General features: G+C 30.4%; 14 protein-coding genes. 8 read left to right on the top strand and 6 right to left on the bottom strand.

Annotated elements, in window-relative coordinates:
- Positions 1-13 precede the first annotated feature (13 nt).
- Complete coding sequence (locus tag K8354_RS07070; protein WP_223446702.1) at positions 14-2,221, top strand: endonuclease MutS2; 2,208 nt, start codon at positions 14-16, stop codon at positions 2,219-2,221.
- Between the two features lie 296 nt (positions 2,222-2,517).
- On the opposite strand, the gene K8354_RS07075 is transcribed toward K8354_RS07070, so the two are convergent.
- The 6 genes from K8354_RS07075 to K8354_RS07100 form a co-directional block, all read right to left on the bottom strand.
- Positions 2,518-2,709 (bottom strand): cold-shock protein, encoded by a 192-nt coding sequence (locus K8354_RS07075; protein WP_018943662.1) that lies wholly within the window; start codon positions 2,707-2,709, stop codon positions 2,518-2,520.
- Positions 2,710-2,910: 201 nt separating this feature from the next.
- Positions 2,911-3,102 carry a cold-shock protein gene (locus K8354_RS07080; protein ID WP_026778088.1) on the bottom strand — a complete coding sequence of 64 codons (192 nt, stop codon included), beginning with the start codon at positions 3,100-3,102 and terminating at the stop codon, positions 2,911-2,913.
- A gap of 113 nt (positions 3,103-3,215) precedes the next feature.
- On the bottom strand, positions 3,216-4,157 hold the full coding sequence (locus K8354_RS07085; protein ID WP_223446704.1) for an NAD(P)H-dependent flavin oxidoreductase: 942 nt from the start codon (positions 4,155-4,157) through the stop codon (positions 3,216-3,218).
- Positions 4,157-5,785, bottom strand: a complete 1,629-nt coding sequence (locus K8354_RS07090; RefSeq protein WP_223446706.1) for a S8 family serine peptidase — start codon at positions 5,783-5,785, stop codon at positions 4,157-4,159. Before K8354_RS07090 ends, K8354_RS07085 begins: the two co-directional genes overlap by 1 nt.
- A 144-nt stretch (positions 5,786-5,929) precedes the next feature.
- The gene (mnmA, locus tag K8354_RS07095) at positions 5,930-7,117 is read right to left on the bottom strand and encodes a tRNA 2-thiouridine(34) synthase MnmA (protein WP_223446708.1); all 1,188 of its coding nucleotides are present in this window, start codon (positions 7,115-7,117) and stop codon (positions 5,930-5,932) included.
- 178 nt (positions 7,118-7,295) lie between these two features.
- Positions 7,296-8,003 (bottom strand): toxin-antitoxin system YwqK family antitoxin, encoded by a 708-nt coding sequence (locus tag K8354_RS07100; protein ID WP_223446710.1) that lies wholly within the window; start codon positions 8,001-8,003, stop codon positions 7,296-7,298.
- A gap of 42 nt (positions 8,004-8,045) precedes the next feature.
- Here K8354_RS07100 and K8354_RS07105 point away from each other — a divergent pair, with 42 nt between their 5' ends.
- From K8354_RS07105 to K8354_RS07135, 7 genes are all read left to right on the top strand, one after another.
- Positions 8,046-8,633 carry an adenylosuccinate lyase gene (locus K8354_RS07105; protein ID WP_223446712.1) on the top strand — a complete coding sequence of 196 codons (588 nt, stop codon included), beginning with the start codon at positions 8,046-8,048 and terminating at the stop codon, positions 8,631-8,633.
- Between the two features lie 59 nt (positions 8,634-8,692).
- The gene (locus K8354_RS07110) at positions 8,693-9,022 is read left to right on the top strand and encodes a hypothetical protein (RefSeq protein ID WP_223446714.1); all 330 of its coding nucleotides are present in this window, start codon (positions 8,693-8,695) and stop codon (positions 9,020-9,022) included.
- Positions 9,023-9,124: 102 nt separating this feature from the next.
- Positions 9,125-10,468 carry an adenylosuccinate lyase gene (gene purB, locus K8354_RS07115; protein WP_223446716.1) on the top strand — a complete coding sequence of 448 codons (1,344 nt, stop codon included), beginning with the start codon at positions 9,125-9,127 and terminating at the stop codon, positions 10,466-10,468.
- A 3-nt stretch (positions 10,469-10,471) separates the two neighbouring features.
- Positions 10,472-10,906, top strand: a complete 435-nt coding sequence (locus K8354_RS07120; protein ID WP_223446718.1) for a hypothetical protein — start codon at positions 10,472-10,474, stop codon at positions 10,904-10,906.
- 1 nt (position 10,907) lies between these two features.
- Positions 10,908-11,678 (top strand): TerC family protein, encoded by a 771-nt coding sequence (locus K8354_RS07125; RefSeq protein WP_223446720.1) that lies wholly within the window; start codon positions 10,908-10,910, stop codon positions 11,676-11,678.
- 73 nt (positions 11,679-11,751) lie between these two features.
- Positions 11,752-11,994, top strand: a complete 243-nt coding sequence (locus K8354_RS07130; RefSeq protein WP_223446722.1) for a hypothetical protein — start codon at positions 11,752-11,754, stop codon at positions 11,992-11,994.
- A 35-nt stretch (positions 11,995-12,029) separates the two neighbouring features.
- A complete protein-coding gene (locus K8354_RS07135; protein WP_223446724.1) occupies positions 12,030-14,459 on the top strand; it encodes a TonB-dependent receptor in 2,430 nt (809 codons plus the stop codon).
- Positions 14,460-14,469 lie beyond the last annotated feature (10 nt).

The raw sequence follows: 14,469 nt of genomic DNA on the forward strand, positions 1-14,469 counted from the left end.
CAAAGATAGTATTTTGAACAAAAACATATCAGAAAAAACATTACAAGATTTAGAGTTTTCAACGGTTTTACAGCATATGTCAGAATTCTGTATTTCTGGTTTAGGGAAAGAAAAGGTTTTTGAAATTAAACCCATTCAAAACAAAAAAGAGCTCTTTAAGGAACTTGATTTAGTCAATGAATATCTGTCTTCTTTTCAAAGTGAAAACAGAATTCCTAATCATGGTTTTGATAATATTATAAATAGCGTAAAGCGTTTAGCTATTGAAAATAGTTTTATAGAAACAGATGCTTTCTTAAAAATTGCTACAACTTCACTAACGGTTAATGAACTTATTAAATTTTTTAAAAAGTTACAGGTTCAGTTCCCAACGTTCTTTGCGCTCTCTCAAAAAATTGAGTTCATCACGTATGTAGATGATGAAATTAAGAAAATCATTGATATTTCTGGCGAAGTAAAAAATAATGCCTCATCGGCTTTAAAACAAATTAGACGAGATATTAATAATATTCGGGGTAAAATTGGTGCTAGTTTTTCAAGTGCATTATCAAAAGCTATCTCTGCTGGATATTTAGACGATATTAAAGAAACTGTGGTAGATAATCAGCGAGTTTTGGCGGTTTCAGCTATGCATAGAAGAAAAATTTCTGGTAGCTTGTTAGGTTCTTCAAAATCTGGAAATATCGTATACATTGCGCCTCAAGCAACCCTTGCTTACAGTAGAGAATATCAAAATTTAATCTATGAAGAAAAGCAAGAAGTTGTAAAAATATTAAGAGATTTAGCTACAACAATACGTCCTTTAGTTCCTTTATTAGAAGACTATATTGAATTTTTAATTCATATGGATACCATTGGAGCAAAAGCAAAATATGCGAAAGAAATAAATGCTGTTTTGCCAAAAATATCCAGAGAAAAAAGAATATTTTTTAAGAATGCCTATCACCCTATTTTATGGCGAAAAAATTTTACTCAGAAAATACATACAGTTGCTCAAAGTATTGAACTGAATGAAAAACAACAAATTATTGTAATTTCTGGTCCCAATGCAGGTGGAAAAAGTATCACGCTAAAAACAATTGGTTTACTACAAATCATGTTACAAAGTGGTATTTTAATTCCTGTTGATGAACGCAGTGAAACCTATATTTTTGACACTATTCTAACGGATATTGGAGATAATCAATCTATTGAAAATCAATTAAGTACTTATAGTTATCGCTTAAAAAATATGCGTTATTTTTTACGGACTTGTAATGAAAATACTTTGTTCTTAATTGATGAGTTTGGTACAGGTTCAGATCCGGAGTTAGGGGGCGCTTTGGCAGAAATATTCTTGGAAGAATTTTATTATAAGAAGGCTTTCGGAATTATTACTACCCACTACTCTAATTTAAAAGTACTCGCAAACGAATTAGAGAATGTAACCAATGCAAATATGCAATTTGATGAACGTACTTTAGAGCCGCTGTATCGCTTATTTGTTGGTCAGGCTGGTAGTTCTTTTACCTTTGAAGTGGCACAAAAAAACGGAATTCCTTACAGCATTATCAACAAAGCAAAAAAGCGTGTAGAAACTGAAAAAGTTCGATTAGACAAAACTATTTCCAAGCTTCAAAAAGAAAGAAATACGCTCCAAAAAAGATCTGATAATTTAGAAAAACAGCAAGTTCAAGGTCAAGAACATTTAGATAATTTGCAAGAAAAAGAGCAACGTATTCAAGATAAATTATCTGGCTTTCAAGAGTTATATGATAAGAATCAAAAAATGCTTTCTCTAGGAAGAAAAACAAATGAATTATTGAATAAATACTTTCAAACCAATAACAAGAAAGAGCTAAACAGTAATTTTAATAAATGGGTTAGCGATGAAAAAGTAAAACATCTAAAAAAGAACCCAGATGCCCCAAAAACAAAATCACAAAAACAAAAAGCAAAAATTGTTGAAAAACAAATAGAAGCCGTAATTCAAAAAGTTGAAAAAGAGGTTTTAGAAAAAGTTATCGAAGTTAGAAAAGAGAAAAAAATAGAAGCGGCAAAAGTTGCTAAAGAAAAATCTTTATACATTTATAAAGTGAATGATAAAGTGCGCATCAAAGATTCTAATTCTGTAGGAACCATTGATAAGATTGATAGAAAAAGTGTGACCATCAATTACGGATTTTTCACAACCAAAACATCTGTTGAAAAATTAGAATTGGTGCAACAAGCAAAAAAGTAATTTTTTAAGGAAAATAAAGAATTTATTGAAACGAACTATCCTCAAGGCAGAGTCATACAGGTAACTGCCTTCCGTTAGGTTTCGCTCGTTTCATACTCAATCGAGTTGAGCTCAAGCTTTGACCTAAAAAGGTCAAAAACCTAAATTCTATTATTTAGATTCCCGTTTTCACGGGAATGACAATTTCAACGGAAACCCCGACACACAACATCGAGGAATTCTTTTCGAATAAAAAAAGCCTATCAAAAATTGATAGGCTTTTAAATAAAAATTTAACTACTAGTAATAGATATATATTATAATACTCTAACGTTTACTGCGTTTAATCCTTTTTTTCCATCTTGTAAGTCAAATTCAACTTCATCGTTTTCACGAATTTCGTCAATTAATCCTGACACATGCACAAAATGTTCTTTGTTTGATCCTTCTTCAGTGATAAATCCAAATCCTTTAGATTCATTGAAAAATTTTACGGTACCTTTATTCATTATAAAAAATTATGTTGTTATCAATTTAATTATTGACAACATTTTGAATGGCAAAGATAGGCACAATAACTGGTGAAATAGCCAAAAGATATGTTTTATTTCAGAAATTTGACTTTTACTTAATCGAAACAAAAAAGCATAAAAAAGCCTATCAAATTTGATAGGCTTTTAGATAAAAAATTAACTAGTAATAGATATATATTATAATACTCTTACGTTTACTGCGTTTAATCCTTTTCTTCCATCTTGTAAGTCGAATTCAACTTCATCGTTTTCACGAATTTCATCAATTAATCCTGACACATGTACAAAATGTTCTTTGTTTGATCCTTCTTCAGTGATAAATCCAAATCCTTTAGATTCATTGAAAAATTTTACGGTACCTTTATTCATTATAAAAATTATTGTGTTGTTAAGCTAATTACTAACAACGTTTATATTAGGTACAAATATAACGATAAATAAATTTATTTACATAAAATTAAAAAAATTAATTTAAATTTTTATTAAAGCCCACCAATATTGGCTTTAGCGAGATTAAATTCTTCTAAAATTCCTTTTAAAACCTCCTTTACTGGTTTTATTTGATGAATTAAACCAGCAATCTGACCAATTTCTAACTCTCCTTGTTCTAAATCGCCCTCAAACATCCCTTTTTTGGCTCTTGCTCTCCCTAATAATTCTTTTAATTTTTCTTTGGATGGGTTATTTTGATATAATTCTTGTATTTCTTCATAAAACTTATTCTTTATCAAACGGACTGGTGCCAATTCTTTTAAAGTTAATTGAGTATCACCATCTTTCACAGCAACAATGGTTTGCTTAAAATTTCGATGCGCAGAAGATTCTTCTGTAGCTGCAAATCTACTTCCTATTTGCACACCATCTGCACCTAAAACCATTGCTGCGAGCATTCCCCGACCAGAACCAATACCGCCAGCAGCAATTACAGGAATTTTCACTTGTTCTTTTACCATAGGTATCAATGTAAACGTTGTGGTTTCTTCTCTTCCGTTATGGCCGCCAGCTTCAAAGCCTTCGCACACAACAGCATCTACTCCAGCAGCTTCTGCTTTTAAAGCAAATTTCACCGAACTAACTACATGGACAACCGTAATTCCTTTTTCTTTTAAAAAAGCAGTCCACGTTTTCGGATTTCCAGCGGATGTAAAAACAATCTGAACACCTTCTTCTATAATAATCTCCATGATTTTTTCAATATCAGGATATAACATCGGCACATTCACTCCAAAAGGTTTGTCCGTTGCTTTTTTACATTTCTGAATATGCTCCCGTAATATATCAGGATACATAGAGCCAGCGCCAATTAAACCTAAACCGCCTGAATTAGAAACTGCCGAAGCGAGCCTCCATCCAGAAACCCAAATCATTCCTCCTTGTATAATAGGATATTGTATACCGAATAATTCTGTGATTTTATTTGTCATTATTGTTTGATGAATTTTATCGTTTTTTCCTGATTCCCTTTTTGAATTTTTAATAAATAAATTCCTTTCTCTAAATTAGAAACATTAATTTTATCTGAAATTAATTCCCGATTTTCCAAAATTTTATTTCCTAAAATAGTATAAATGTGAACATTGTATTCCTTAAAATGATCCCCATTACTTAAAATCGTAAAAAATTGTTTTGCAGGATTAGGATAGATGTTAATACTTATTTCCTCAAAATTAGGTACTGACAAAACAGTCTTGTAAGCTGCTTGAAAATTAGGAATTCCATATCCTTCTTGGTCTGTAGGATTTGAAAATCGATCTGAAACGGCTCTAATCACCTCCATGATTTCAAAGTTATTCTTGTTAGGAAAAGCTTGCCAAAAACAAGCTATTACTCCTGCCATTACTGGAGATGAAAAAGAAGTTCCGTTAGAAGTAGTAGAATTTCCAGAAGAAAAATTAATAATAGCTGTACCTTGACCTTGTGCCAAAACATCTGGTTTTATTCTATCGTCTGCTGTTGGACCAAAAGAACTGAAAGAAGCAATATTTCTTGAGGCGTCTACTGCTCCAACAGAAAATACAGATGCTGCATCTGCCGGAGCTCCAATATATTTCCAGGCATCATTACCACTATTCCCCGCAGCATTTACCAAAATCATTCCACGAGAAGCTCCTATCTCTGCTCCTCTTGAAATAAAGGTCGTTTTCCCATCCATATCTGCATAAGAATGGTTGTGATTAGGATTGTCAAAAGTTGTATATCCTAAAGATGTATTTATTATATCAACGCCTAAACTATCTGCTCTTTCTGCAGCTTCAACCCAAAGTGTTTCTTCTAAAACCGTTTCTGTTTCTGCAATTTCAGAAATGAATAAATAAAATTTAGCATTGGGTGCAGTGCCAACAAACTCGTTTTCTAGACTCCCAGCAATTGTTGATAAAACATGAGTTCCATGGCTATGTCTGGTATAATAATTCGAATTTCTATCCGCAAAATTATATCCTCCTAAAATTTGATTGTTATCTCTTATTTTCTGAAAAGCTCCCAATGTATTTACATTCGGAAAACCAGCATCAATAATAGCAATTTGCATTTCATCACCTGTAAAACCAGCCTGATGTAAAAAATCTGCATTTAACATTTTCACCTGATTTTCTGTATCTCCATAAATAAAATCGGTGTTGCCCTTTAAAAATTTATTTTGATGATTTTCTTTTGTCTTTTTACTGCTTAATTTTGCCCCCGAATTTAAATCCTTATTCGCATATTCTACTTTTTCTATAAATGGTAAAGTAGAGAATGTATCTTCAAGGAGCGCCTTCGTTGCTTGTACGTGAATTGCATTGAGCCATTTCGATGTACCAAGAACAGTTATTCCTGCAGTATTTTCTATTTCTTTTAAATATATTTGGTGAATTGGAACATCTTTTTCGTCTAACGTTATATTTTGTTTTGTTCTTCTATCTAAAGCTCTTTGAGAAAGCATCAAAGTTGGGTCTGCTAAAAAATTTGCCGAATTTGGTTTGTCCTTTAAGAACAACCATGCATCTTCTTGCTGTTGAGAAAACAACGAAAAGGTGCATATAAATATAAGAATGAAGCGTATTTTTTTCATGATGTTATGTTGAACTATAAAAATACCAATTTAAAATGCATAAAAAAAGCCTCATGAATTAAAATGAAGCTTTTCAAAAATAATAGTTCTTTAAATCTATCAGCTTAAATAAGCATAAAATTTTCCTCTTTATACAATTTTGATTTAAGAGATTACTCCAGAACCTAAAAGCTCTTCATTTTTATACCAAGCAACAAATTGACCTTCTTGAATTGCAGATTGTTGATTCTCAAATTCTACATACAACCCCGTTGCTACCTTGTATAAAATTGCTTTTTCTAAAGTCTGTCTATATCGAATTCTTGCTTCAACTTGCAGAATTTCTCCTGGTTTTAAAGCTAAATCTTCACGGATCCAATGAAGTTCTTCATTAGAGACAAAAAGTACATTTCTGTACAATCCTCTATGGTTTTTTCCTTCGCCCGTATAGATTATATTTTTTAGAACATCGGTTTCTATGACATATAACGCCTCTTTTGTGCCACCAACATTTAATCCTTTCCGCTGTCCTTTGGTAAAAAAATGCGCTCCTTGGTGTTTCCCAACTATTTTTCCATCATTTTGTAAATAAGAGAACTTTGTTGCAAAATAATGAAGTTCTGCTTCTTTGTTTTTAAACGTTGGCGTTGCTTTTGTGAATTGCTCAAAGTCTGAAGGAATATTTACAATAACACCTTCTTTAGGTTGCAATTTTTGTTGTAAAAATTCAGGTAAACGAACTTTACCGATAAAACATAAGCCTTGAGAATCTTTCTTTTCGGCTGTAATTAAATCAGCGGCTTTCGCAATCGCTCTTACTTCTGGCTTTGTTAATTCGCCAATAGGAAATAATGCTTTTGTTAATTGTTTTTGAGATAACTGGCATAAAAAATAAGATTGATCTTTATTCGTGTCTTTGCCTGCTAACAATTTATAAACAGATTTACCATCGATAATTTCTTCTCCTTTTCTGCAATAATGACCAGTGGCTACATAATCTGCACCTAACTTTAAAGCGATGTCCATAAATACATCAAACTTTATTTCTCGGTTACAAAGTACATCAGGATTTGGTGTTCTTCCTTTGCTATACTCATCAAACATATAATCTACAATACGTTCTTTGTATTGTTGGCTTAAATCTACTACTTGAAAAGGAATTTCCAACTTTTCAGCAACAATCATGGCGTCGTTACTATCCTCTAACCAAGGACACTCATTGGAAATAGTTACTGAATCGTCATGCCAATTTTTCATAAAAAGACCAATAACTTCAAAGCCTTGTTCCTTTAACAAATAGGCAGTAACACTAGAATCTACTCCTCCGGAAAGCCCCACAACTACTCTTTTCATTTTTTAATTTTGAGTTGGCAAAGTTACGGATTTGAAAATGATTTATGGATTGAAAGAATTGATGTGTTTATTGCAGAAATTGATGAATTCTAGTTCGTGTCAATTCTTGATCATTATTTGTAGATTTAAATATGAACTTATAACTTTACCGGTAACAAAATTTCCTTCCAAGAAAATTCTACTTCTCGTTCTTTATGTATTTTTCCTTTTCAAGATTCTCTTTGCTTGTTATTTCTCCATCTAAATAATACTCCCACTTCCCTACTCTTTTTCCGTTTTCATAAACTCCCGTCTCTTTTAAATCCCCATTTAATTCAAAATATTTTGCCTGCCCATTGGGCATTCCATTTTTGAAAGTGACTTCTTCAATTAAAATTCCATCGCTCGAATATTTTTGTGAGATGCCATCTTTTAAGCCATTTTTATATATCGATATTTCTGTAGATTTTCCATCTGGATAATAATTAATAAGTTTTCCTTCTAATTTTCCATCTACATAATTTTCCTCAGACAAAACGTTTCCATTAGCAAAAAAGTAAGTCCATTTTCCAACTCTTTTTCTATCCACCAAAAAACCTTTACTCTGCAGAATTCCACCCAAAGTATAAAATGAAACGGCAACTTTATTACTGCTAGCTGAAAATGTTTTAATAATTGTTGGGTTTTTAGAATCTGAAATGTCATAAAATTTAAAAACACCAACTTCTTTACCATTTTTAAATTGTCCTTGATATCGGATTCTGTCATTTGGATAATATTTTTTCCAAACGCCAGTTCTTTTATTGTTCGCATCAAATTGATTAATTTTTTGCGCAATAACAGATTCACTTAAAAAAAAAGAAGTGAAAAAGATAAAAACAACACAAACCCGTTTTATATTTATCATTTAAATAGAATTTTAGAGTAAATATACATAAATCATTTAAAAATGAGTATTCATAATTTAAAAGAACAACTTGATAGAATGAGTGCTTTAAAAGAAGACCGTCAAAGAGTTGCCAATTTTGTTTTAGAAAACCAACTTCTATTTAAAGATTTGGTTACGATTACTTTTACCGTTGAACAAAAAATTTCCATAAAAGCAGCTTGGGTTTTAGAATGGATTTGCACAAACCATCATTTAGAGTGGATTTTACCTTATTTAGATGAATTTTCCATAAAAATAGCAACCTTAAAATATGACAGTGCGATTAGACCTTGTGCTAAAATTTGCGAACATTTAGCCATTGCTTATCATGATAAAAATAAAAATGAAGTTCAACATAAATTAAAAAGTATACATATAAATGCCATTATAGAAACAGGTTTTGATTGGCTAATTACGCCACAAAAAATTGCCGTAAGAGCGTATACCATGAGTTTCTTATATTATTTTGGTTTAGAAAAAGACTGGGTACACTCGGCTTTAAAAAATTTAATTTCAGAAAAAATTATTCATGAAAGTAAAGGAACAAAAGCACTTGGGAACCATATTTTAACATTGATAAAAAAACAACAAATTATTTTAGGTAGATGATATAGCTCATTGAGAACGTTTTTTTTTCGGTTTAGCTTTGTTTCTTAAACTTCTTTAATATGGAAATTAAGACCTTAAAAATAAAGCACAAAACAAGTTTTCATCTTGTTGATTTTATTAATAGAAAAATTGAAGCTGATAAACACAATGAAATTGGTGTTCCTATTTTGCTCATTATGTATAATACAGGTATCGCTTCTTTAACTGCAGGATTATCACTTTATATCAATATTTCTTATATAATTTTAGCTATTTCAATCATTACAGCAATGTCTGCATTAGTGGCAGTCTTAAATTTAATGAAATTTAAATTTATAGTTTGGTTTTGTTTAATTAGTATATCGATCAATATAATTCTATTAATCTATCAAATAATAATACTGCAATAAACAAGTTTAAGCGTTAAAAAATATGTCATAAAAATTTTTCAGGAATTCATACCAAATTAGACTTTCAAATATTTATTTTTGCAGTTAACAACAGCATAAAAAATGAATTTAACTCAATTAAATGCCATCTCCCCTATTGACGGGCGTTACAGAAATAAAATATCTAAACTTTCTAACTATTTTTCTGAAGAAGCTTTGATAAAATACCGCGTTCGGGTAGAAATTGAATATTTTATTGCGCTTTGTGAAATTCCTTTGCCTCAATTAGCGGATTTTAATGCTGATTTATTCGTAGATCTGCGTAAAATTTATTTAGATTTCTCAACAACAGATGCTCAAAAAATAAAGGATATCGAACACATAACGAATCATGATGTAAAAGCTGTTGAGTATTTTATCAAAGAAAAATTTGATGCGTTAGGTTTACAACAATTTAAAGAGTTTATTCACTTCGGATTAACTTCTCAAGATATTAACAATACTGCCATTCCGCTTTCTATAAAAGAAGCAATTAACGATATTTTTGTACCGCATTTACATGAAGTTATACAAAAATTACAATCCTTAGCAATTGAATGGAAAGACATTTCTATGTTGGCAAGAACACACGGTCAGCCAGCATCGCCAACAAGATTAGGGAAAGAAATTGATGTTTTTGTAGTTCGTTTACAAGAACAATTCAATTTATTCAATAACATACCGAATGCCGCTAAATTTGGTGGTGCAACCGGTAATTTTAATGCCCATAAAGTTGCTTACAAAAATATTGACTGGAAAGCTTTTGGATCTAAATTTGTGCAAGAAAAATTAGGTTTAAAACATTCTTTTCCGACTACGCAAATAGAACATTACGATCATTTAGCTGCTTTGTTTGATGCGTTAAAACGTATGAACACCATTATCATAGATTTAGATAGAGACTTTTGGACCTATGTTTCTATGGATTATTTTAAACAAAAAATTAAAGCTGGTGAAGTCGGTTCTTCAGCAATGCCACATAAAGTAAATCCGATTGATTTTGAAAATTCTGAAGGAAATCTAGGAATTGCAAATGCAATTTTTGAACATCTTTCTGCAAAATTACCCATCTCTAGATTGCAACGTGATTTAACCGATAGCACAGTTTTACGTAATGTTGGTGTACCTATTGGCCATACCATTATTGGTTTTACAGCTACTTTAAAAGGTTTGAATAAATTACTTTTAAACAAACCAAAATTTGAGCAAGATTTAGAGAATAATTGGGCGGTTGTCGCAGAAGCAATTCAAACAATTTTAAGACGTGAAGCCTATCCTAATCCTTATGAAGCTTTAAAAGGATTAACGAGAACAAATGAGAAAATCAATCAAAAAGTAATTGCAAATTTTATTGATACGTTAGAAGTTACATCAGAAATAAAGGAAGAATTAAAAGCAATTACTCCGTCTAATTATACAGGAATATAAATTATGATGAATATAGAACACAGAAAAAAGAATAGAGAGATGTGTACTTTTAAACAATCTAAAGGAATAGTCCTTTTCTTGAGTCTATTTATTCTTCTCTTTACTCTTAATTCCTGTAAATCAGAATTCGAAGATAATTCAGACCGATTTAAACTGGGTGTTTTCGAAATTCCTGCTGGAAAAGGTTTTGTAAAAGAAACGATTATCCGAAAAGACAGCATTCAAATTAGCAAACATGGCGATCATATAGATACTTTGTCTATAAAATGGAAAAATAATTTTTTCTATACCTTAAAGTATATCAATCCTAAAAACGACTTACAAAAAGATCCGATGTTTGTTCAAATTAATAAATTGAAAGAAAATTCTTATGATTTTACAGTGAAAATAGGTTTTTCAAAATTCTCTAAAAAAGCAACAATGTTTAAAGTAAAATAATATGGAAATATTTTTACAAGCAGATACTTGGATTGCTCTACTAACACTTACTTTTCTAGAAATTATATTAGGAATTGATAATGTTATTTTCATTTCAATATCCGCAAATAAACTACCAGAAAATCAAGTAAGAAAAGCTACTTTAACGGGGTTAGCTTTGGCAATGATTACAAGAATATTATTGTTGTTTAGTGTTTCTTATTTAATCGCCTTAAAAGATCCTTTTTTAACGATAGATATTGGTTGGTTTAAAACAGGATTTACGGGCCAAAGTATTATTTTATTTCTTGGTGGTATTTTTTTATTATACAAAAGCACCAATGAAATACGCCAAAAAGTTGAGCATACCAATGAAGAGCAAATTTTAAAAACACCGAAAGTTATTTCTTTTAAAAGTGTTATTGTGCAGATAATTTTAATTGATATTGTTTTTTCTTTTGATAGTATTTTAACAGCTGTAGGTATGACAAATGGTGTTGATGGAGCCTTAATAATAATGGTTATTGCAGTGATTCTTTCCATTATTATGATGATGCTTTTCTCGCAACCCATTAATAAATTTGTCAATAGAAATCCAACGATTCAAATGTTAGCTTTATCCTTTTTAATTTTAATAGGTTTTATGCTAATCACAGAGGGCGCACATTTATCACACACCGAATTTTTTAACAAAACTGTAGGTGTTATTCCTAAGGGATATTTGTACTTTGCGATCGCATTTTCATTAGGAGTAGAAATGTTGAATTTAAAATTAAGAAAGAAAAAAGAGTAATATCAAACCGTTTAAAAAACATATCGTCCTTTTATTTCTGATTGTATTTTTTCTACCATCGGGCGTGCAAATTATGCATGCTTTAGAAAATCACATCCATCCTGTATGTAGTTCTAAAATAGAAAATCATCTTCATGAAGAAGTTGTCAATTGCGACTTTCATTTCTTTAAATTAAATCAAGGTTATTTATTTCCAGATACCTATAAATCAATTTTACCAGTTACAAAAACAGCTATTATTGATGTTCAATATCATTTCTTATTAGAGTATCAACCTTTATCTTATCCGCTTCGAGGTCCACCAGTTTACCATTAATTATTCTTATTAATTATTAATACTAAAGCATAAAAATGACTCGAAAATTCTTTTTATGTGCATTATTTTGTTGTGTAGCTTTTGCGAGTAATACACAAACGAAAGCACGTATAATTTCGCAAGATTGTAAATTTACTTTTACAGGTAAAGTAACTGATTTCCATGACAGTACTCCTATTATTGGTGCATCTTTATATATAGAAAACTTAAATAGATATACCACATCAGATTTAGATGGTAATTTTGAGTTTAAAAATTTATGTAAAGGCAAGTATATTGTTGAAATTAAACATATTTCTTGCGAAACTAAAAGGGTTATAATCAACCTTAATGAGAATTTATACAAAGATATTTTTTTAGAACATCATTTAAATGAATTGAAAGAAGTTATTGTTAAAACAACTTCAAAATCTGAAAAAACGAGTATAGAGCAATCCATTAAAAAAGCAACAATTGATAATTTTACGGATAAATCTTTAGGCGATGCATTAACCAATTTAAGTGGTGTATCTTCTTTAAATACCGGCAATACTATTGTAAAACCCATGATTCATGGTTTGCATAGTAGCAGATTATTAATTATTAATAATAATGTAAGAATGTTTGACCAAGAATGGGGAGATGAACATGCGCCTAATATTGATATTAATTCCAGTGAAAGAATTGATGTCATAAAAGGGGCAAATACATTAAAATTTGGGAGTGATGCTATTGGTGGTTTAATTTTAATTAGACCTAAAAAATACACGGTTATAGATAGTATTTTTGGTAGCACAATAACCTCTTTTAATTCTAATGGTTTAGGTGGCAATATTAATTCTGAAATTGTAAAAACTTACAAATCAGGTTTGTATGCTAAAATTCAAGCAAATTACAAGCAATTTGGGGATTTTAATACCCCAGATTATAATCTTACGAATAGTGGCTTAAAAAACATAAACACTTCTTTAAGATTTGGTTACAACAGTTATGAAAAAGGTTTTAATGTTTATTATAGCTATGTAAATAATGAAATTGCTATTTTGCAATCTTCGCACATTGGTAACGTGAACGATTTGGTGAACGCTATAAATAGTCAAGAACCCAGAGTTATTGAAGATTTTTCTTATGATATCAATTTTCCAAACCAATCTATTGTACATCATTTGGGTAAAATTGAAGCCTATAAACGTTTTAAAAATCTTGGTAAACTATCGATTCAATATGATTTGCAAATTAATAGGCGAAGAGAGTTTGATTTAAGAAGAGGCGATTTAAAAGATACTCCAGTAATTGATTTGAGGTTATTTACAAACTCATTTCAAACTGATTTAGAAATAAATTATTTTGAGAACCTTAAAATTAATACCGGTGTTCTCGCAAGATATCAACAAAATGATGCCATTGCCGGCACCGGAACGAGCCCTTTAATTCCTGATTTTGATAAATACGATGCTGCTATCTATTCTGTAGTAAATTATAATTTAGATGAAACTAGTGAGTTAAGTGCAGGTATTCGTTATGATTTTTCTAAAATAGAGGCAAGAAAACGGTACGATATTGAAGATTGGGAAGAAACCTATAATTATGATGAAATTTTTCCTGAATTTGAGACAGGTACCATTAATGGAACACGAATTTTAACAAAACCAAATTTTACGTTTCATAATATTTCAGCCAGTTTAGGATATTCTAAATTGTTTAAAAATGATGTAGCACTTCTAATTAATTATGGATTGGCTACAAGAGTACCAAATCCGTCAGAATTATTTAGTGATGGCTTGCATCATTCTGCTGCCAGAATTGAAACTGGTTTGTTGACTATGGACAAAGAAACTGCCAATAAATTTATTATTTCTTTAGAGAGAAATAATGATAATTTTGGTTTTGTAATGAGTCCGTATTTTAAACAAATAAGCGGTTTTATGCAGTTAATTCCTGTGGGTATTACCACCACTATTCGAGGTGCCTTTCCTGTTTGGGAGTACAATCAAATAAATGCTCAAATTTTTGGAATGGATTTTGATATCAACAAGAAAATCACCAATAATTTTCAATATCAAGGTAGTTTAAGTTTGTTACGAGGAAATAATTTGACGGATAATATTCCCCTTATTCACATGCCCTCTGCAAATTTTAACAATCGTATTACGTATAAAAATGATCGGTTAAATCAATTATCAATTAGTTTAAAACAAAGAACTGTATTACAACAAAATCAATTTCCAGATTACAATTTTTACACATTTAACGCAATACTACAAGAAGATGTTTTTGTAGATATTAGCGGAACACCACCTAGTTATTCACTATTTAACCTAAACACTTCTGCTGTTTTCAAAACCTCTGAAAAAGGAAGTTTAAAGGTTGAATTTAATGTAGAAAACGTATTTAATGTTGCCTACAGAGAAAACTTAAATAGGCTTCGCTATTTTGCTGATGAATTAGGTAGAAACTTCAATTTAAAAATAAAAATAAATTATTAAAAACACAAAT

The organism is Polaribacter litorisediminis (assembly GCF_019968605.1).
Taxonomy (GTDB): Bacteria; Bacteroidota; Bacteroidia; order Flavobacteriales; family Flavobacteriaceae; genus Polaribacter; species Polaribacter litorisediminis.

Bases quoted from the DNA above. Each gene is read 5' to 3' on its own strand.
- K8354_RS07075 (WP_018943662.1), bottom strand. From the start codon at position 2,709: ATGAATAAAGGTACCGTAAAATTTTTCAATGAATCTAAAGGATTTGGA.
- K8354_RS07110 (WP_223446714.1), top strand. From the start codon at position 8,693: ATGGAAATTAAGACCTTAAAAATAAAGCACAAAACAAGTTTTCATCTT.
- K8354_RS07105 (WP_223446712.1), top strand. From the start codon at position 8,046: ATGAGTATTCATAATTTAAAAGAACAACTTGATAGAATGAGTGCTTTA.
- K8354_RS07120 (WP_223446718.1), top strand. From the start codon at position 10,472: ATGATGAATATAGAACACAGAAAAAAGAATAGAGAGATGTGTACTTTT.
- mnmA (WP_223446708.1), bottom strand. From the start codon at position 7,117: ATGAAAAGAGTAGTTGTGGGGCTTTCCGGAGGAGTAGATTCTAGTGTT.
- K8354_RS07100 (WP_223446710.1), bottom strand. From the start codon at position 8,003: ATGATAAATATAAAACGGGTTTGTGTTGTTTTTATCTTTTTCACTTCT.
- K8354_RS07090 (WP_223446706.1), bottom strand. From the start codon at position 5,785: ATGAAAAAAATACGCTTCATTCTTATATTTATATGCACCTTTTCGTTG.
- K8354_RS07125 (WP_223446720.1), top strand. From the start codon at position 10,908: ATGGAAATATTTTTACAAGCAGATACTTGGATTGCTCTACTAACACTT.
- purB (WP_223446716.1), top strand. From the start codon at position 9,125: ATGAATTTAACTCAATTAAATGCCATCTCCCCTATTGACGGGCGTTAC.
- K8354_RS07085 (WP_223446704.1), bottom strand. From the start codon at position 4,157: ATGACAAATAAAATCACAGAATTATTCGGTATACAATATCCTATTATA.
- K8354_RS07130 (WP_223446722.1), top strand. From the start codon at position 11,752: ATGCATGCTTTAGAAAATCACATCCATCCTGTATGTAGTTCTAAAATA.
- K8354_RS07080 (WP_026778088.1), bottom strand. From the start codon at position 3,102: ATGAATAAAGGTACCGTAAAATTTTTCAATGAATCTAAAGGATTTGGA.
- K8354_RS07135 (WP_223446724.1), top strand. From the start codon at position 12,030: ATGACTCGAAAATTCTTTTTATGTGCATTATTTTGTTGTGTAGCTTTT.